Here is a 20259-nt window from a genome sequence, read left to right on the forward strand (position 1 = left end):
TCGAACGGCGACCGTTCACCAACTCGGAACTCACAACACGGTAAAAAGCCATGGACCACTCAGAAGTCGCAAAACAACTCCGTAGACCCACCGGTGAAAACGCCGCCCATTCCTAGGGGCGCGCATCGGGCAAATAGCCGCATTTATTGGCAAGGCGTGCTCGAAGAGGTATTCCCGCTGGTGCGCAACCTGCGCGCGTTCGGAGAGGGCGGCGAGCAGCCGGTGGCCGAGTCATCTTGATAGTAGATGAACGCACGCAACGCTCCGCAGGCGTAGGTACCATTGAGGTGGTTTTCTCGGAATTGATTGCCCCAGGAGGGGCACTCAGGCGTGGGCTTGGTGCAATCGTCACGCGTGTCATTATCGCAATACCACTCGCTATAGGCCGCGTCGTTCGAGCTCTTCTTGAAGGTATTGTCGTTGATAATATTGTCGTTGGAATAGTCACGCACGCGAATCGGCCCGCCGGCGTTATTGCGGAAGCTATTTCGCAATATCTGATTTCGATCCGACATATGCGCGATATAAATCGCGTGCAGAAGCGCCGGCGAGCGGGTGTTGATGATATCGACGAAATGATTGTTGATGATCTTATTGTCGTCGGAGTTGACCAGGCGCACCGCGGCGGTCGACGGGTTAACCGCCGAATTAAAGATATTGCCAATGCGGTAAAAATAGCAGCCGAAGATCTCATTGGAGCCGTTGGAGCGCGCCTCGGCGTTGCGCGAGCCGTTTAACGAAATCGCGGTCTGATAGTTTTCAATTCGCAGGTAATGAAAGACCAAGCGGGTCTCAGCGCCGTCGCTTCGCGACAGCTTAAACCAGGTACCGCCGGGGCAATTATTTGCGCTCAAACAGCCGTCGAAAACCGGGCGCTCGCTCTCGCCGGCCACGCGGGTGAACTTCACGCGATGCCCGGGCACCGAGAAGGTCCAGTTGACCTTCTGGCCACGATAGCGTCCGGGCAGAACGCGCACCTCCACGTCGGTCTCCGGCGAGCTCGACCGTAGAATTTGCTGGACACGACTCATGGTTTGCACCGCCTTCGCGCGGGTAGTCCCGTCGCGCGAATCGGACCCATTGGGGGACATCCAGACGACGAACGGACCCGAGGGAGGCTCTTCGATATCCGGCTCGGGGTGCACGTCCGCCTCGGGGTGCACGTCCGCCTCGGGGTGCACGTCCGCCTCGGGGTGCACGTCCGCCTCGGGGTGCACGTCCGGCGCGTCCTCTTCACGAGAGTCAGCGTCATGAATCATCGCGTCCTCAGCGTCAACGCGCGCGTCGAGGTCGCCGGCGTCCGAAACATCTGGCGCCCAAACATCGCTTCGGACATCTCTGTGCTCACCGCCAAGCGCGTCGCCTGCGCCATCGTCAAGTGGAGTCCCGGTCGTTTGCCCGGCCTGACAACCCGTGCCCAGCGAGAGCCCGAAGAGAACAATCAGTAGGTATTTCATTTTCAAATCCGAGCTTAGTAACAAAGCATAGGGTGCTCTCGGCGCGTGGAGAGCGCAGCGGGGAATTATCCGTGAAGCAAGCCTATCAAAACGAGTCGAGTCGACGCAACGCAACGCAACAACACCATACAAAGCTGAGCTGGCGGGTCGACGGGGTCTCCATTTCGAATTACTATACTGGTATTGTCGGCTTCACGCTCCACAACAAGCAATACGGAATCGTCGTGAATAGTGAGTTCTTCCCCAAGGTATTAGACCTCTTGTTGGACACCGTCTGCGTGTTAGACGAAGAGGGACGATTTATTTACGCCAGCGCATCCTGCCTCGATACCTTTGGATACACCCGCGAGGAGTTGAACCAGCGGTTATTTATCGAATTGGTGCACCCGGAAGACCTTGAGCGCACGCTCCAGGCGGCCTCCGAGGACTGGGTAGACAAGCCTGGCGTACACTTCGAGAATCGCTATATCCGCAAAGATGGAAGCATCGTGGACATCATGTGGTCCGGGCGCTGGTTGAAGTCGGAGCAGCTGCGCATCGCTGTCGCGCGGGACGTGACATCGCTCAAGCGCGCCCAGCGCAAACAAGCCGCGCTCTACCAGATATCGGAGGCAGGCCAGGGCAGCGACGGCCTGCCGGTGCTCTGCGAGCAAATCCACGCGATTGTCTCGGAGTTGCTGTCGGCCCAGAACTTCAGCCTGGTCTTATATGATCGCGAGCGAGAAATGATCTCGGTGCCCTACTCGGCAGGCGAGGTCGTCTCGGCTGAGCGACCCCAGCGTGTGACGCCGGGCTCCCCCATCGCCCGAGTGCTCGCCGCCCGAAGCCCTGTCTTCATGACGGTCCAGGTGGACTCGGGCGAAGGGCAAGTAGCCGGGGCGCGTGAGTGGCTGGGCGTACCGCTGTTGACCAGCGGCGCGGTCATCGGCGCGCTGGTCGTGCAGGGCGAGGTTGATACCCGGGAATATACCAAAGAAGACCAGGAATTGTTGCAATTTGTCTCCGCACAGATCGCGGCGGCCATCGAGCGCAAACAAGCTGAGACCCACCTGCGCTATATGGCCGGTCACGACCCGCTGACCGACTTGCCAAATCGCAACCTTTTTCACGACCGCCTCACCGTCGCGGTTAACCGAGCAAAGCGCGACAACGAGCACCTCGCCTTGCTCTATCTGGACCTCAACGACTTCAAGCAAATCAACGACACCCTCGGGCATGAAGCCGGCGACCAGGTGCTGCGCGAGGTCGCCAAGCGGCTGTCAGGGTGCCTGCGCGAGTCCGACACCGTCGCGCGCATCGGCGGCGACGAGTTCACCGCGCTCTTGCCGAATTGCCAGGGGGAGCGTTGCTTGCCCCTGATGATCAACCGGATCCGCGACGCCCTTCGGCCCCCCTTCGAGGCGGGCGACCAACACCTGACGCTGAGCGCGAGCATCGGCGCCGCGGTCTACCCCGAGCACGGCCAAAACTATAACCAATTGCTGCGGCACGCTGACCAACGGATGTATGTCGACAAGGCACGAAAACCCTCTGCGTCCCTATATTGATTAATTGATTGATTGGTCGGGCGCGGGCGCACATGGCTCGAAACAAAAAGCCGGGGCGGCCCCGAAAGGCCGCCCCGGCTTTGTTAACAAAAGCTGGGGTTAACAGACGCTCGAATCATAGACACTCGAACAACCCGTCGCCCACGAAATCGTCACCGGTATTATCCTGAAAGCTCACATCGCTACAAGGCGTCACGCTTGAGCCATCATCAACCGACAGGCCAAAGCCACCGCTCCCTGCGATTTTGACGTCCGTCATCGACACCTTGGAGTTGTCATTGCCACCGCCCCGCAGATAGACGCCAGCCCGACTGCGATCGCCGCCGTGCCAACCGTCGCTTCCAGCGTAGAGAATATCGGCATTTGCGATGATATTCTTAGAACTCAGGGATTTATGAAAATAAATTCCCTTCCAAAACCCGTTAACGGTCTCACCATCAGCCGCGATGAACTGGATGCGATCGCCTACCGAACCGTCGGCAGCCAGGGTGCCCCCCTCAACGTCCAGGCCGGCGCCCTGCTGGAATTCGAACGTCATACCCGGTGACAGCGTAAGGTCGCTGGTGACTTTAAGAGTGCCAGCAGCGCGGTATGGCACCTGAAGGGCGTTCCACATTTGACTCGTCGAAATCTCGCGCCCATAGGTGCCGTCGCCGATAAGCACGTAGGACGCGTCATTGCCCGAAAAGCTGAGGTCCGCGGCCAACCCGCTGACCGCATTGGCGGCGATGGAAATCGGCAAATCGTTATTCTCGAAGGAGGTCGAGGCCACCGACAAGTCAACGCCGTCTGTGTCGGCCAAAATCGCGGTCGCTGCGTTCTCGCGGAACACCGAATTGCTGATGCTCAACGAAACGCCCTCAGCCCGCGCGAATACCCCTGCGGTGGAGGTGCCGCCATGCCAATTGGTGGAACCGGCGTACTCGAGCGCGACGAAATCCAATTGGTTGGCGCTTGAGCGGGTTTCGTAGAAATAGAGCCCAGCCCAGAACCCGCGCTGGGGCTCCGCACCGGTCAACGTGATCATCTCCTCGGCGGTTCCGACCGCCGTCAAGCGTCCCTCGCCGCTGATCTCGACGCCCTTATCCTGCTCAAACTCAATCGTGACACCCGGCTCCAGCGTGAGCGTTTTGGCCAGTTTCAGGGTACCGCTGACATGATAAGGCACTGCGAAGGCTTGCCAGGTCTGCTCGACATCGATGGTCTCGGTCGTCAGGCCGGTGCGGATATAAGAATGCTCGTTCTCCTCAAAGCTAAGCTCGGAGAGATTCCCCAGAAGATTGGAGTGCAGCCACAACGGCGCTTCATTCTTGCTGAACGTGCTGCTCTCCAACTTAAAATCGACGCCGCCATCATCGGCCACGATCGCCGCCTGGGCGTTCTCGCTGAAGGTGGTGTTGCTGATATGCAGGCGATTGCTGGCGCTGCGCAGGAAAATCCCCCCGCGCGATACCTCGCCGCCGTGCCACTGAGCACTGCCGGCGTGCGAGAGGACAACATGCTCCAATTTATTATCAGGCGAGCTTGACCCGTAAAAATGCAGCCCGGCCCAATGCCCGCGTTCTTTGACTGCCCCGCTCAAGACAATCTTATTATCTGCGGCTCCGATCGCTGAGAGGGCGCCATTGCCCGAAAACTGCAAACCCGCATCTTGGCCGAACTCGATCACAACCCCCGGCTTCAGCGTGAGCGTTCCATCATCGATTGTGATGGTGCTCTCGACCATATAGCAACCCGCCTCCAGTGTGCGCCCCCCGTTCAGGTCGTCGCGCACCAGGAGCAGCGGATTTGTGCAGGAAAGCTCTCCATTCGAGTTATCCGGATCAGCATCATCTCCGCAGGCGCCGAGCAGCGGAGCCGCCAGGGAGAGCGCCAAAACGCCCGGGATAAAACGCGTGCGAATCAGCGAATTGGGAAGAAAATTCATATGGAACTTCGTCATGTTAGACCTCTCTTATCATTATCGAATTTCAACAACGTATTTGAACGAGTGAATACAGGATGCTGCACTAAACCATTGACACACTTCCCAGTTAATTTATTACGTCGGAGTGCAGGCACGATCTCGACACCCCCAACCGTGCGATATGGGCTTTGCTGAGCACTTCTGGCTCAACTCAATACCTCCTCATTCATCATGATGGGAATCTCCAACGTGTCTCAAAAAGAGCCGACCTAATATTACCTTCCTACTGGGTTATACGTGCGTTAACTCGAAATATTTAATTTTTTTTTAAATCCCTGATGCTCACCGAGTTCAACGCCCTGGCGCGTCTCAGACCATGACAGCACTATTTTCTGGTACCTGGGCACGTCGCGCGACTCCAAAAGGGCCCAAGAAAGACAAAGAGCGCGGAGCTCAAAGGCCCCGCGCTCTATCAACCCATGGCATTGCGTTGTGGCGCCGGCCTGAGCGACCGCCTCGCCGGCTCAATCCGGCAGGATAATCCCGCCCGAAAACGCGTAGCTGATATAATCATCAATCCCGTGAACCACGACGCCAAACGGTTGGTCGGCGCTGGCGCGATGGACGCCACCGGCGAGCGACTCAACCAGCTTATAGGACCAAGCGCTATTGCCGCCCACTGGCGTGAAGGTCGAGGCCGCGACGGTCGCGCCATCCAACTCAATATCAACGCCGGTAGGCGCGATAAGCGTCACGAAGTTCATGGCGTATTGGTCGGGGACCAAAAAGACATAATCATCGCGGAATTGCTGGACCGCCGGCGGCAGCAAGAAGGCCGGGTCGCCCATCTCAAGCGTCGAGGTCTGACCGCCGATCATGAACTGAGCCACCATGATGGCGTCGCTCGCCTCAAGCTCGAACGCATGCGGCGCGTGGAGCTGGCGCACCTGACCGCGGTTCAACGTAATGCTCGAGAGGCCGTTGACCGGCGGGTCGATCGCGATGACGGTATTATTGCGCGCCGCGGTGACCTTATAGACCGCGAAGTCATTGACGCCGCGGCTATAGAAGGGCGTCGCCACATAGGAGGTCCCCCAGCTTTCGGTGGGGAAGAGTTGCTGCTCGATATGGTCGCCGGCTTTGAGGCTGTCCATGCATTTGAGGGAGCCGGACTCCAGGTCGTTGCCACAGATGCCGGAGCAACACTCGGCGTTAAGCGAGCAGCTCACCCCGGATGACACACAGCCCGTCGCCGGGCTCGAAGCGACCGGCGCATCGGGAATATTAACCAACGTCGCACCGACGAAGACCGCGACCGGTTGATTGGAGGTGACCACCGTCCCGGAGAGGTCTGTATTCGCGCTGGAGCCAAATCCCCCCGACGTGGCCGACAGGTGAAGCACCTGATGGCGAGAGGCCGAGAAGGTCTGCGAGCTATTGGCCGCCATCGACCCCGCCGAGCCACCCGACAGGGCGACCGGACCGGAGACCTGGATGCTCGTATTGTCATGGATCGCGACCACATCAATATAGGTATCGGCGGCCCCGAGACCCGGCATGGGGAATGGGATGTCGCCCATGCTCGGCGGCCCTGGCCAGTTCAGTACGATATGCTCGTTGCCCAGCGCGTTGGTCGGCAGCAAGAGCGAGGCGTCGCTGGTTTCGCTACCGACGCCCGGGTTATTCAGGGGCGCAAATTGCGTGGCGATGACTGGCTTGCTGGTGTTGATCACGTAGATCTGGTTGGACACCCCGGCCTCGCCAATCATCGGCGAGACAGGGAAGTTAAGAATCGTGCTCTGCTGCGGATTGATCGACTGGGGCGGCATATTCAAATTGCTGACGCCCGGGCTGGTCACGTTCACCGTCACCACTTCGTTGCCCGGGTTCGAGACCACCACAGAATGCCCCTGAGCGCGGATACCATTGGCCTGATTCAGGCGCATGCTTACGTATTGGCAGCCGATATTGGACTTCTCGCCAATCACGCTATTGCAGCCCGAGACACATTGGCCGTTCTCGCACACTTCATCGCCGCCGCATTGCACCCGTCCCCCGTAGCCCCCGCCGTCGGCCGAGCAGGTCTCGTACTGAGTCGCCGAGACGCAGCGGGTAACGCCCGGGGCACACACCGCGCCGTCCGGCACGCAACTGCCGTTTTGACAGGTCGAGTTGGCGCCGCAAGTTTCGCTCAGCTCATATTGCCCGGCCAAACAAATCTCGGCATTGCCGCCATTACAGCGACGCTGACCAGCCACACATTGCCCACCGGGCGTCGCATCAGGCTCAGTGGAGCCGCCGTCGGTGGAGGGCGTTGTGTCGCCCTGTTCGCGCGTATCCGGCGCACCCGGCGTAACTCCGGCATCGGTGGTCCCTGGCCCTTCGCGCCCAATATAACGACATTGGCCGGTCAACGGGTTTATCTCCATGCCCTGTGCGCACGCAGCCGCGCCATCCTTCGCCTCATCGTCATCGCTGCAGCCCACCAGGGCGAGCATAAGACATAAAGCGAGCGAATATCCCAACGAAATAGCCGGCCGACGGGCCCAAATATTTAACATTTTCTTTCCTTCAATCATGCGTCTAACGGTAGTTTGCACCCTCACAGCAGCAGACGCGAAGGTCTACCGGCATTTGTGGTCTTCTAGCAATAGCAGAGCCTGGCCAACAAGCCCAACGGAGCGAAGATATTATCTCATCGAATGAACTCGCGCGACCGCCGCGACCCCCGCCCTGCCCCGACACCAACGCCCTAGACTTTGGCGCGCCGGGGAGCACCCTTTAAGGGCCGAGATTCGGGCAGTGATCGTTGCTACGGCGTCCCTCTGGCCTCACCCCACCGATTTGATGATGATTGAAGGGAGACCCACTATGCGCCTTCGCGGGCCACTCATTGCGCAGCCATTGTCCGTCGAGCGACTCAAGATTTCGCTTCTATTTGTCGGCTTATTCTGCGCCTTTTTGAGCGCCTGCGAGAGCGCGACCGATGCGGACACGCCTGAGAATAATACGGCGCGTCCCGACGCGACCAATCCCATCGACTCAAGCTGTCCCGAACGTGTTTTATTGACCCAGGAGGATCTGAACGGCGGCCCATCGCTGCGCAGAAAATGCTATCGCGTCGAGCAGCGCCTCACCGTCACCCGCGGCCTGTTCAAGCTCAAGCCCGGGACGTCCATCGTCTTCTCGGCCGACGCCGGTCTCAGGTTCTCCCATACCGGGGGGATCGCCGCGGTCGGCACCGCCGATGAAAAAATCACATTTAGCGGCACTGCGCAGGCACGCGGCCATTGGAGGGGGCTCTATTTCGACGCGTCCAACACGACCCAGAGCAAACTCGCGCACGTTGTCTTGGCTCACGCGGGAAGCGCGCCGTGGCACACCGGCCGGCGCTCCCAGGCCGGGGTCTATCTTCAAAGCAACGCCTCGAGCCTGAGTATCAGCAACTCGACCTTCGCCAAGAACGCGCGCGCCGCGCTCTTTGCCGAATCCGGCGACGCCCTATTTAGCCTCGATAACACCGCGTTTATCGACAACGAATCCCCCCTTTGGCTGCACGCCAATCAAATCGGCAGGCTCGCCTCGTTGAGCTTCTCGGAGAATGACAACGCCTATATTCTCACCGGCATCACCCCTCAGGAGGTCACGACTGACCAGATTTGGAAAGCCTTCGAGCTGCCCTACCGCGCCGAGCACACCCTGAGCATTCAGGCCAAACTGAATATCGACCCCGGCGTCACCATCGAGTTCAAAAAAGATGCAGGTGTTGAGGTTGGCCGCGACGGTGCGCTCATCGCCCAGGGCACCGGCAATAAGCGCGTCTCCTTGAGCGGCGTCGACAAGGCGCGCGGCGCCTGGAAAGGCATCTATTTCAATCGCAGCGCGTCGAGCGAGAACCGCCTGGCGTTTGCCCGCGTCGAATACGCCGGCGGCGCGCCCTGGCGCTGGGACGCCTCCACGGCCGGGGTCTATCTGCGCGGCAGCGAAAATCAATTGACGATTCGCGACACCATCTTTCGCGAAAATGCGGCGGCCGCCCTCTTCGCCGACGGCGCGAGCGTCGCGCTCTCGGTGGAATCCTCAACCTTCGAAAACAACGCGTTGCCCATCTGGTTAAAGCCGAATGCCGTCGGCCAGTTGGGGGAAGGCAATCGATTCGCCGACAACGACGCGGCCTATATTCTGCTGGGTGTGGACGGCTCCGCGGGCGAAGTCAGCACCAGCCAGACCTGGCTCGGCCAGCCCGTTCCCTACCGCGCGCGCCAGCCGATTGAAGTCACCGGCGACCTGCGCATCTCGCCGGGCACCACCCTCACCTTCGAGCAAGACCTGGGCTTGACGGTCGACGGCGGATCGCTTCGCGCCGACGGCTCCGGCGGCAGGCGAATCAAGTTCATCGCGGCCGACGACAAGACCTCCCCGGGCTCCTGGGCGGGCATCTTTTTTATCCGCAGCAAGAGCGACAAAAATATCATCGCAAACGCCGATATTTTATATGGGGGCGGCAGAAAATGGCATGGAGGGGCGAGCAGCCAGGCCAATATTTTCTTGCGCGGAGGCGGAAGCGTTGACTCCAGCCTGGCGCTGTCGAACGTCAAAATCGCAGGAAGCGCGAAATACGGCATCTCGGTCGAAGACGGCTCGACCATCGCCCCCTGCGAGAATGTCAGGCTAAGCAACAATACCCACGAAGATATCTCGGGCGATGGCGCGAGCGCGTGTCGTTGATAGAAGCTCAGAAATAGGTCGCCAACCCGAGTTGGGCGAGCATCCCGCGCTCGGGTTTATTGCCCACCAGGTCGCTGACCCAATCCAGCCCGTAGTTCAGGCGAATGACGGTCTCTTCGCCAGGACGAAGCGCCAGCGATGCGGTGGCCCGCGCGTGCTCCTCGCCGGCCGGGTCGCCGTTGCGAAGCTCCCCAAGATGATCGTCGACATATTCGCCGCGCATACCCACCTGCAAAGTGGTGGGTAGGTCGAACATCACCGTGCGCCACACCGGCACCACCGCGTCGACGTGCAACCCCCACTGCTCCTCGCCAAAGCTTGTGCCCAGACTCGCCGGCACCTCGACCGAGGCCCAGGCGACCTCGCCGCGCAGCTCCACCCAGCGGTGCGCGAAGCCAAAGTCGAGCGCCGCCAGCGTCACGGTGCGCCGCTCATCGATCTCATCGCCGTCGGCTTTGAACGAGTTATAAGCCCCGTGCCACCCCGAAAGGCCGACCTCAAGCGACTCCGCGTAGCGCAGCGCCAGACGTGCAGTCACCGCAGGCTCGCCGTTATTATCGGCCTCCATCAACCCGGGCGAGCGCCCGTCGGGGATGCTCGTGCGCCCCATATTATTGTCGACGACGCCATCGCCCAGCCCCTGGGTAAGATAGAGCTGATAGTCCAGCTCAATCACCCCCAGATCGATAACCCCGTTGGCGCCCGCGCCGACCTCCGAGAAGGTCGACGGGATGACGGTCGTCGACACCAATGGCCGGTCACCAAAGTCCCATATTGGACCGTCGTGGCTCTGATTAAACGCGCCGACGGGCGGCAAAATGATGCCGCCGCGTACGACAAACTCCGGCGCAATCTCGATATCCAATTGGGCCGTCTCAAGCTTTATTTCCAGCTCGCCGTCCTCAAACTCAAACTCTAACTCCGAGAGAAAACGAATCCGCGAGCCGATGGGCGCAAAGGCGAAGAGGTTGAATCGCTGAAAATTAAAGGACATCCCGTCACTGATACCCTCCTCGACCCCGTAGAGCACGCGCGTCTCGGCGTAGCCGCCCATTGAGGCGCGCTGGCCGCCGACCACAAAGGGGCGGTCGAAGATCGCGTTGGCCAGCGGGTCGGTGTTGAGCGCGGATTGTTTTTCAGCGCCGGACTTCGACCCGGCGTCGCCAGCGCGCGTCTCTGCCGCGGTCGCGCCAGGCTCATCCTGAGCCCACGCAGTGCTCCCAAACCCGCTCCAGCTCAGCACCAAAATCAGCCCTGCAAGCCAGGGAGTTTTATTTCGTTCCAACTTAATATCAGCCAATCGAGAGAACATCGTTTTTCCCAAGTAAGAGCATATCACCCTGGCGAGTGACGTTGATCATTTTTAGAGGCACCTGGGCGGGGCCCTGAAGGACCTCGCCGCGCGGCGTAAAGCGGCTGCCGTGGCAGGGGCAATGCAGCTCGTCGCTGCGCACCTGAAGCCCGCACCCCCGGTGGGTGCAGCTCAGCTCGACGGCGATATATTCATCGCCCTCGCGCGTGATTAAAAAGGTCTTTCGGCCATTTGGCGGCACCAGCACCAGATGCTCATCGTCGCCGAACGCCGAGATGGGCACCGAGACCGTTTCTGCCGCAGCCTCGGGCTGCAAAAGATAGCGCGGCACCCCGGCGCACCCGACAAGCGCGCTGCCGATGGCGCCAAGGCATGCGGCCTTCATGAAGGCTCGACGTGTCAGCTCATTGGCACTCATAAAGACTCCATAAACGCGCGAAGTTGACGCAGCTCGGTCTTGCTCAGAGCCCGGAATTTCTCGCGACTCGCCGCGGCCTCGCCCCCGTGAAATTCGAGGGCTTCCTCAAGCGTGCTCGCGCGGCCGTCGTGCAAATAGAACGGCCGGCCGCCCTGGAAGTCTTTGGCGATTCCGAATCCCCACAACGGCGCGGTGCGCCACTCATTGCTATCGGCGGTCCCTTCGATATAGCCGTCGTCTAATTCAGGCCCCATATCGTGCATTAACAGGTCGGTATAGGCGTGGAACTCAACTGCGGAGAGCGGCTCAATGGTCGACTTTCCAGTCTTCAGCGTCGGCACGTGACAGGCCGTGCAATTGATCTCCTCGAAGATCGCCTCGCCCTTGAGGACCTCCGGGTCGTCGGCGTTTCGGCGCGCTGGCGGGCGCAACACGCGCAGATAATGATTCACTGCCATCAACGTCCCGGAAGAAAGCTCCGGGTCGGGCACCAGGTCGGCTGTCCCATCGCCGACCTGATAATTGATCGGGTCGAGCGTCGCGTAATCCGACGTGATTCCCATATCCTGGTGGTACGCCGACACGGTCTGATCGAGCAGGGAAATCGCCGAAGCTTTCAGCCCAAATCTCCCGATATAATAGCCGTCGTGTTGTTGAATGCGGGCGCCATTGGCCTGCGCGGCGATCGCGTCGAGCTGCGGGTCGGCCGGGATCCAATTGATGCGCCCGGAGATGCCGTCGCCGTCTTCGTCGTCGGGGTCCGCCAGGGCAATGAGCGTGGCATCATCGACCGCCTCTAGGAGTCCCAGCCCGGTCACCGAGGGCGCGACCATCCGCGTCCACACGATATCATCACCGCTCGGCAGCACTTCGGGCTCGTAGCCCGGGATGGCGCGGTCCTGCAGTTGCGGCCCACCTTCGTTGAGCATCGCGTCGAAGATGCCATTGGCGTCTACCCGTCCGAAGCGCACGAAGCTGAACTCCGGGTGCCCCGGCCCCTCGCCGGGGTGACAGGAGTTACACGAGCGGGCGTTGAAGATCGGACCGAGCCCCTCGCTGAAGCTGAACTGATGCTCAAACTCCTCGTCCCCGGCGGCGAACATGCGCATTTGCGCGGTGGTCAACCCCTCCATCGGCACGTCGAATAGATGAGCCTCATCCGGCTCACCAGGCACAAAAAAGTCACATCCCGACGCGACGATCGCTGCGCCGATCGCCAGACTTGCCGGCAACTTCCACTTCCAACTCATATCTTCCTCGTAAGTGTTCAGGTAAGAGTGCGGCCACGCAAATAAAATACTTAGCAGGCACTAAAACTAAAGTTAGCCGGATCTAACAAAGAGATTTTTGGAAGTCAATATGGCGTTCCGAATCATTTCAAAACACAAAAACCCCCACGTCAGCCGAGCTGACGTGGGGGTTTTGGCGAGGGTTATTTAGGTTGTGGGGTTTGGTTTCGCACCGCGGGCCGGCGCGCTACTTCGACTCCCCGTCGAGCGCCCCGGTCTCAATAGAGACGCTTGAGCCAAAGAAGGAGCCGACCTCGGCGATCTTCGTCAGAAATTCAACCTCGGAGTCGCCCTCGGCCGACATCTTCAATTTGATCTTCGGCTCGCTGTCGGGATCCACGCTCAACCGAGTGTCGATAGTCCCTTCGTCCAGGCTCAGCAACACCGACATCTTCACCATCGGGGTCTGGTTGCTGGCGATACGCCCGTCGAGCCTGGAGAAACCCAGCGGGTCCCCCAAAAACTTTGGTTCCTTTAGCTCGCCGCTGACCTTGACCAGCTCGGTCGTCACGAATTCGCCGCCCTCGGGGCGCGTCACAAAGACGGTGCCGTCAATGCCGCGTACTTCGTAGGACGCGTCAGATCCGAGAGCAAGAATAACGCGCATATCCCGCGCGTTCATATGCCGCAGATTTAGCCCCATCGTGTCCGCGCTCGGCGACTCTTCCTCGCCGACAAAGGTCTTTTCGATCGAGAGCAATCCGTCGTCGTCAATCTCAATCGTGACGGTCCCATTGGCCGCGACGGCCTCGTGAATTTCAATCGTGCCTGTCACCAGCGCCGCCAAATCCAGCAGCACGTCGGCGTCGCCAACGTGGATCGTCTCTCGCCCGTCGGGCGCCAGAAAACGCACGTCGGTGGCCTTTACGCGAACACCGCTGCCCCCCTCAAAGAACAATATCTCGTCGATCGAACCGATCTTCATGGACCCGCCCATCCCCTCGGTCGCGTCGGCCTGAACCCGCTCGGAGACATAACTTCGCCCCGAGTCGGAGCGCACCCAGAGCAGCCCAACACCGACCGACAAGATCAACAGCGCCACCAACCCCCCCGCTCCACGAAGGCCCCAGCGAAACGCCCGCTGCTTGCCCGATTTTCCACGGCTACCCGAATCGCTCATGCCTCCTTCCCTCATTTAATGACGGCTACCTTAATACTCCTCCATGAGCGCCTCGCCAACCAGTAAGACCGCCTGCTCCAAAACGCGGCGCTGGGTCCCAAAATTAAGACGCATATGCCGACTCCCGCCCACGCCAAACGGGTGCCCGGCGGTCAAACCAAGCCCGGCCTGCTCGACAAAAAACCGCTCTAATTCGGCGTCATCTTTGCCCATCGCACGGCAGTCGAGCCACATCAAAAAGGTCGCCTCCGGCATCAGTGGGTGGAGGCCATCGAGGTCTGATAGGGCCGCGAAGAGCCAGCGGCGATTGCCGTCGAGATAGCCCATCAGCGCGTCGAGCCAGGCGTCGGCGTGGCGATACGCGGCCTCAAACGCGGCCATCGTCAACGGGTTGAAGGGATGCAGGTGCAGCCGCCCGAAGACCGCGCGCATCGCCTCTCGATCCGCGGCGTTTGAGACCACCGCCGCGCTCATGCCCATGCCGGGCATATTGAAGGTCTTCGCCTGTGAGAGCGCCGTCACCAGACGCAGCTCGGCCGGGGCGCCCAGCGCCAGCGGAATATGGCGCTGCCCCGGATAGACGAGGTCTGCGTGAACCTCGTCGCTCACCAAAACCATGTCATAACGAAGCGCGATCTCGACCAGCCGGTCGAGTTCCTCGGCGCGCCAGACTCGCCCGATCGGGTTATGCGGGCTGCATAACAGCAGCATCTTCGCGCCGCCCGCAGCCGCCGCCTCGATCTGCTCAAAGTCCAGATGATAAATTTCTTCGACGCGCCGCAGCGGGCTCACGATAAGCACTCGCCCGTTTTGCTCCACGCTCCCGAAAAACGGCGGGTACACCGGCGCCGGCACGATGATCTTATCGCCCGGCTCGGTCAGCCCCAGGATCGCCGCGGCGATGATGGGAACAGTACCCGGCGACCACAGCAGATGCGCCGGGTCGATGCCCCAATGATGGCGCCGCTGATACCACCCACAAAACGCCTCGATAAGACTCTCGGGCGCCGTCGCGTAGCCGTAGATGGGATGCTTTGCGCGGGCCATCAGGGCTTCGCGCGCGCTGGGGGGCGCGGCGAAGTCCATATCGGCGACCCATAAGGGGATAACGTCGGCCCGGCCGAATTTGGCCAGGCGGCCGTCGTATTTTTCGCAGCCCGTGCCGGCCCGATTGCCGGGCGCGTCGAAGTCGAACTCAATCGTCATGAGGCTCCCACACCGTCATCTCGGACAGGGAATGTTGGAATTTATGACTCGTCTCGCGAATCACAAACGGCACCTGGCGCGGCGCGTCGAGCAAGCGGAAATTCGGCTCCAGATGAGCCTTGAGCCCATCGAGGGTCGTGACATTCTCGCCGTTTTTCTTAAACCCGCCGATCCACTTATCTCTGGGCGTATGCTCCTCAAGCCAGGTATAGGGCGAGGCGATCATCAGAAGACCGCCGGGCTGGATGCGGGTGTGAATGTCGTTGAGGAATTTCGCGGGCTCATAGAGGCGGTCGATCAGGTTGGCCGCAAAGACCAGGTCGAAGTCGCGGTAATTCGGCTTCAGATTACACGCGTCGCCCTGGGCAAAGTCCGGGACGCGCACCTTATCGAGGCCCAACTCGGCGAGCGTGCGGGTCTTAAAGAGACGCAGATCGCCCTCGTCGGTCAGGGTATAGCGCAACATGCCGTCGCGCCCGATTTGCACGCCCTGGTCGATAAATCGCACCGAAAAATCAAGACCGAGCACCTCATCAAAATAGCGCGCTAACTCAAAACTCGCCCGCCCCGAGGCACAGCCCAAGTCCAGCGCCTTGCGGGTCTCTCGCCCCTCCAAATAGGGCGCCAAAAGCTCGACCAACGCCCGCGGGAAATTCGGAACCCCGAAATAACTATCGCCGTAGTGGAACTCGGCGTACTCCGACATCAGCTCATCGGTCTCGTAGAGCGACGTCGGCGCGGTGCGCTTGAGCTCGCCGCTGACATAGCGAAAGCCAGCGTGTTGGAAGAAGTGGCGGCGAAACGCATAGCGCGACGAGGGCTCGGTTTCGTTGCCACAGGAAATCCAGGAGCCGCCCTTCATCAGATTATGCTTTCCGTCAAAGGTGGGCACGCTGAAGTCGTCGTAGATGGGGTGAACTTCGAAGCCCTCGAAGGGATAAATCGGCGTCTGCGTCCACTGCCAGACGTTGCCAATCACGTCATAAAACTCGCCGTGCTTAAAGCGGTCCACCGGGCAGGAGGACGCGTGGTGGTCGAGGTGAAGATTGGCATTCCAGGGCGTATCCGGGCGCACCTGCACATCCGCGACATCGTAGAGGCGATACCACTCATCCTCGGTCGGCAGGCGAATGGGCTCACCGGTCTGCTCGGCCTTCCAATTGCAGAATGCCTCGGCCTCCAAAAAATTCGTCTCGACCGGCCAATTCCAGGGCATCGGAACCTCTTCGGTCATCAGGCGAAGCGCCCACTCACCCGTCGCCTCGGAAGCGCCCTTGCGCCAAAACTCCGGCGCCTCGCGCTTGCTAAAGTCCAGCCATTGCCAACCTTCTTCGCTCCAATATGCTTCGTTCTGATAACCGCCGGCCTCCACAAATTCGAGGAATTCCTGGTTGCTCACCAGATATTGACTCGCCTCGAATCCGGCGACGTCGGCCTCGTGGCTGCCATACTCATTGTCCCAGCCATAGATATCGGAATCCGCGTCCTTGCCCAGCACGACGCGCCCGCCCTCGACCGGCAGCAACTTATTGGTCGGCGCGGGCCCGAAGTCCTCGCAACGCGCCCAATCGGGATGGGGCGACACCCACTCAATCTTCTGCTGGCGGATGAGCACCGAGGAAGTCTCCAGGTGGATTCGCTCATGCTCGATGCCCATGACGATGGCCCACCACGGGCTCTCCTGGTTAATGGGCAGTGACAGCGGCGCGCTCTCGATAATGCCAAGCACCCGATTTCGCACCTTATTTCGGTACTCCATCACCTGCGCGACCGTCGGCCAATTATAATTGCTCTCGTCGAGGTCATCCCAACTCATCTCGTCGACGCCGACCGCAAAGACCGACTCAAACTCCTCATCGACTCGCTCGTTGAGCAGGCGCGTGAGCATCAATTTATTGACAAAAAAGGTCGCGGTATGCCCGAGATAAAAGATCAACGGGTGGCGCAGGCTGATCGACTTCTTCAGATAGGCGTCATCGCAATTAAGGCACTCAAAGAGCGACTCATAGCGCGTCCAGGTATCCAAAAAATAGTCGCGAATACGCCGGCGCATCTCCAGCGGGTCATCGCCGCTTAGGCGCGGCGTGCGGGTGACAAGCGGAGGAATAGACGCGTCTTCGGGCATGGATTCTTGATGCATTTGGATGGCTCAATTTCGAATCAATATGAATAAGCCCCGGCATAAACCAGGGCGTATAAGTGCAAAATGGTATGCGCCGTTTAAGATGCGCACGCGCGAAAAAGGTTGCAAAATCCTGAGGATTAATCCTCGGCGCAGGCCGCCTCGACCTGCGTAAGATATCGCTCCAAACCGCTGAGTCGGGAGAGCCAGGACAGCGGGATGCCGTCGCCCCCGATGCCACCGGCTGCGCCTAGCATCGCGCCAACGAAGATGCCCCGCCCGGCGTTATCGCCGCCGGCGAAGATATTCTGTCGCACGCCGCCGACAAAGACCAAGTGGTCGCGCAAAATCGTCACGGACACCGGGATCGCCATGCGCGTATAGCAGGCCGCGCCGAAATGCTCGGCGATATATTTCGGTCGATTTTCGTCCAGGGCGAGCGCGGACTCGATGACTTCGCGCGCCGAATCGGGCGCCTCGGCGGCGGCGGCTTTCATGGCATGCAGAATCGACTCGCCTAAGATCACCTGCTCGAGCGCGCGGGCGCCGAAGAGCGCGTAGGCGACCGCTTCGTCATGGTTATTGGTGATGCGAATCGCCTCCTCGGCGATCTCGAGCAGCCTCGGGTCCCCGGCGTAGCGCGCGACGATGGGCGGCAATTTGCTAAACGCTGGCATCTGCGCGTCATCAGCGCCAACCTTCAAGCTAAGTTCGACGTCCTCTTTGGACCCCTCGCCCTCTCCTTTCGCCTCGGCCTCTTTGGCGTTGTCCAAAGTCCCCCGCGTCGCCGCGTCGATATAGCCGCTAAAACTCCCGCCGCGCTCGAAGGTCGCGCGAAATTCGGCGAGATAATCGGCAGGCATCCACGCTCCGCCGTTTTGGGCCAGAGAGCGCAGCGCCACCGCCATCTGCTCGCCATAATGGGTCACGTCGCCGGGGGATTTATCGGCGTGGGCAAAATAGCCGGCGACGCCTTCGTAATCGCGCGGATTTGGCGCCGCAAACTCGGGCTTCGCGCCGGCGACGTCGGCCAGGCGGTCGGCGTCATAGAGCCAATGAAATCCAAGGGATGCGGCGTCGGCGACAAGGGCGCCGAGGATGGCGCCCTGCTTACGTTGATTGGGATGCATAAACTCTCTCCGCGCGGGGTGATTTAGACCCTCCGAGAGATAGTCACCGCGACCCAAACTAGCAACCTCGACCCTCGACCTCAGTCGAGTTTACCTTCGTTTCGCTCCAGCCAGATGGTGACGCCGTGCAGCGTCAGCAGGGCTGCGGCCAGGGCAATCCAGGTCGAAGGAAGCGTCAGGTAGGTGTCGACCAATTCTCCCTGCTCGAAGATCGCGCCGGAGCGCGGCAACACCACCGTTCTCACGCCGCGGTCCATCTCAAAGAGAAGCGCCAAAAACGCGGCCGAGAACAACCCGCAGATAATCACCGCCAGCGGCGAGAGGACCTTGGCGCTGCCCGGAATAAAGATGCGAATATTCTCGGCGACCCGGGGCGCCTTGCGCCGAATCAGCATCCCCAGGAGCATCATCAAAAGCCCGCATACGATCGCGAGGATCGCCAGAACAACACGACTCATCTGGGCGAGCGCGCCTACCCTGGCCGCGCCGCTTAGGGACGCCGGGCTGATGTCAGAATTCGCGCCGGGTCCCACCGAAATCGCCTCGGCCAGAAGTTGCTCGCTGGGGGGCGCATCGGAAGCGCGCGCCCCGGCTCGAAGCGCACCTTGAGCCTTGCGGGCGTAGGCGATCCACACGTCACGGCTCTCGCTTTCGCCGAGTTCCTCCAGCCAGGTCAGGACCTTCGGAGAATCGTAAGTGGCGTCGAATAATTCGGGCGGCGCGCTCTTTAAAGTGGCGCTCACCGTGGCGTGTTTTTGCACCACCGCCGGCAAGATCGAGCAACCCAGGACCAGCGCAAAGAGGCCGATGGCGTCCCACATATTGATATCGGGCAGCGGCAATCCCTTGGCGGTGCGCCGACGAGTCGCGCGCAAACCCACGCCTAGCGGAATCAAGATCAGAGTCATCACGAGCGCCATCCACAGCAGGCTCGCCCGGTCGGCTTTTCGCGCGCTCGCCTCATTAAGCGCGACCAGCGGCGCATGAGACGCCTTGGCCGCGCGCCCCCGCCACGCCTGGGCGAGTTCGGCGCGCTTCTTCGCGCCGATCCAATCGCCCACCCAGCGCCAGGTCAGCGCGCTCTGCTCGCTATTGGGGAAAAACTCGGCGACGCGCCCCTGCAGATTGTCCACGAGCTCGACGTCGTTTCCGTGAATGCCGTCGCGCAAAAGCTCGCGCAGCGCGATGCTCAGCTCGGTCTGCATCGCCAACCCATTGAAGCGCTCGACGAGCACGCCGCGGGCCTGCATCTTCTGCTTGGCGCGCGCGGCGACCTTTGTGGACAGCGCGTCTTCGCCGTATTTAATCAAGAGAAAGGTGGCCAGCAGGTCGTCGCTCCAGGGCGCATCTTCGATCTGAACGGCGCGCTCGTAGAGCTTCGCAGGCGACGCATCCTCCTGAGAAAGCTGGGTGACCCGCCCGCGGTAGAGGGGCAAAAAAAGGTTGGTCGGGTCGCGCTCTTCGGCGACGGACAATCGCGCGATGGCCTGCTCGGCTTGCTCCAGGCTGAGCATTTCGAGCTCAATCTCCTGCTCAACCCCGGCCAGGGCCAACGCGTCTGCGCTGGCCGTCATGATGAGCGCGGACTCAAAAAGTCCGCTGCCCGGCGTCGGGTCGCCGGGGCGATAATGGACCTCGATGGTCGACTCGGCCTCGGGCTCCTCGACCGTGAGCGCGCGCGAAAAGAGCGTGAGCGTATAGCCATCTTCGGCGGGCGCCATCGCGTCGATCACCCCCGGGAACCGGTGGCGCTCAACGATCTGCCCGGCGTCGAGGTCAACGGTGAGCAAATCCGAGCGCCGCGCCAAATAGCCTCGGCGACCGTCGATAAGCGGCTCGAAACGAAGGGGTTTCCCGGAGGCGTACTCAATCGTCCACAGAGTTTCGCCCGCGGCGTCCACCCCGGCGACCGCCCCGCCCTGCTGCTCTAAGCGCACGACCTCGGCGCTCACCGGGGCGGCCATCAATAGGAATGCGAAAAAGACGACTAGACGCCCAGGCCAGGTTGAACTCATCAGCAAGCT

The 20259-nt window shown here is 60.8% G+C and carries 13 protein-coding genes; 2 read left to right on the forward strand and 11 right to left on the reverse strand.

Annotated features, from left to right (window positions below; all coding sequences use genetic code 11):
- Positions 1-143 precede the first annotated feature (143 nt).
- Entirely contained in the window at positions 144-1457 is a 1314-nt protein-coding gene (locus DN745_RS12240) for a NosD domain-containing protein (RefSeq protein WP_204354984.1), read from the reverse strand.
- A gap of 71 nt (positions 1458-1528) precedes the next feature.
- Between DN745_RS12240 and DN745_RS12245 the strand changes: the two genes are divergently transcribed.
- Positions 1529-3004, forward strand: coding sequence for a sensor domain-containing protein (locus DN745_RS12245; protein WP_204354985.1), 1476 nt, complete (start codon positions 1529-1531; stop codon positions 3002-3004).
- A gap of 115 nt (positions 3005-3119) precedes the next feature.
- Here the strand turns inward: DN745_RS12245 and DN745_RS12250 are convergent, their stop codons facing one another.
- Together DN745_RS12250 and DN745_RS12255 are read right to left on the reverse strand one after the other, a co-directional pair.
- Entirely contained in the window at positions 3120-4931 is a 1812-nt protein-coding gene (locus tag DN745_RS12250) for a hypothetical protein (protein ID WP_133621874.1), read from the reverse strand.
- A 503-nt stretch (positions 4932-5434) separates the two neighbouring features.
- Entirely contained in the window at positions 5435-7471 is a 2037-nt protein-coding gene (locus tag DN745_RS12255) for an IgGFc-binding protein (RefSeq protein ID WP_133621873.1), read from the reverse strand.
- Between the two features lie 343 nt (positions 7472-7814).
- Between DN745_RS12255 and DN745_RS12260 the strand changes: the two genes are divergently transcribed.
- A complete protein-coding gene (locus tag DN745_RS12260; RefSeq protein ID WP_133621872.1) occupies positions 7815-9638 on the forward strand; it encodes a hypothetical protein in 1824 nt (607 codons plus the stop codon).
- A 7-nt stretch (positions 9639-9645) separates the two neighbouring features.
- On the opposite strand, the gene DN745_RS12265 is transcribed toward DN745_RS12260, so the two are convergent.
- The 8 genes from DN745_RS12265 to DN745_RS12300 form a co-directional block, all read right to left on the reverse strand.
- On the reverse strand, positions 9646-10950 hold the full coding sequence (locus tag DN745_RS12265) for a hypothetical protein (RefSeq protein ID WP_133621871.1): 1305 nt from the start codon (positions 10948-10950) through the stop codon (positions 9646-9648).
- The gene (locus DN745_RS12270) at positions 10931-11368 is read right to left on the reverse strand and encodes a QcrA and Rieske domain-containing protein (protein WP_111335233.1); all 438 of its coding nucleotides are present in this window, start codon (positions 11366-11368) and stop codon (positions 10931-10933) included. The genes DN745_RS12265 and DN745_RS12270 overlap by 20 nt, the downstream gene beginning before the upstream one ends.
- Positions 11365-12618 carry a di-heme oxidoredictase family protein gene (locus tag DN745_RS12275; protein ID WP_111335234.1) on the reverse strand — a complete coding sequence of 418 codons (1254 nt, stop codon included), beginning with the start codon at positions 12616-12618 and terminating at the stop codon, positions 11365-11367. The genes DN745_RS12270 and DN745_RS12275 overlap by 4 nt, the downstream gene beginning before the upstream one ends.
- A gap of 226 nt (positions 12619-12844) precedes the next feature.
- Positions 12845-13777, reverse strand: a complete 933-nt coding sequence (locus DN745_RS12280; protein ID WP_133621870.1) for an AsmA family protein — start codon at positions 13775-13777, stop codon at positions 12845-12847.
- 30 nt (positions 13778-13807) lie between these two features.
- On the reverse strand, positions 13808-14983 hold the full coding sequence (locus DN745_RS12285) for a MalY/PatB family protein (protein WP_111335238.1): 1176 nt from the start codon (positions 14981-14983) through the stop codon (positions 13808-13810).
- Positions 14973-17123: a 5-histidylcysteine sulfoxide synthase gene (gene ovoA, locus DN745_RS12290; protein ID WP_111335239.1), complete on the reverse strand. Its 2151-nt coding sequence runs from the start codon at positions 17121-17123 to the stop codon at positions 14973-14975. Before ovoA ends, DN745_RS12285 begins: the two co-directional genes overlap by 11 nt.
- Before the next feature lie 122 nt (positions 17124-17245).
- Positions 17246-18235, reverse strand: coding sequence for an ADP-ribosylglycohydrolase family protein (locus tag DN745_RS12295; protein ID WP_111335241.1), 990 nt, complete (start codon positions 18233-18235; stop codon positions 17246-17248).
- Positions 18236-18315: 80 nt separating this feature from the next.
- Complete coding sequence (locus DN745_RS12300) at positions 18316-20250, reverse strand: hypothetical protein (RefSeq protein ID WP_133621869.1); 1935 nt, start codon at positions 20248-20250, stop codon at positions 18316-18318.
- Positions 20251-20259: the final 9 nt, after the last annotated feature.

The organism is Bradymonas sediminis (assembly GCF_003258315.1).
Lineage (GTDB): Bacteria > Myxococcota_A > Bradymonadia > Bradymonadales > Bradymonadaceae > Bradymonas > Bradymonas sediminis.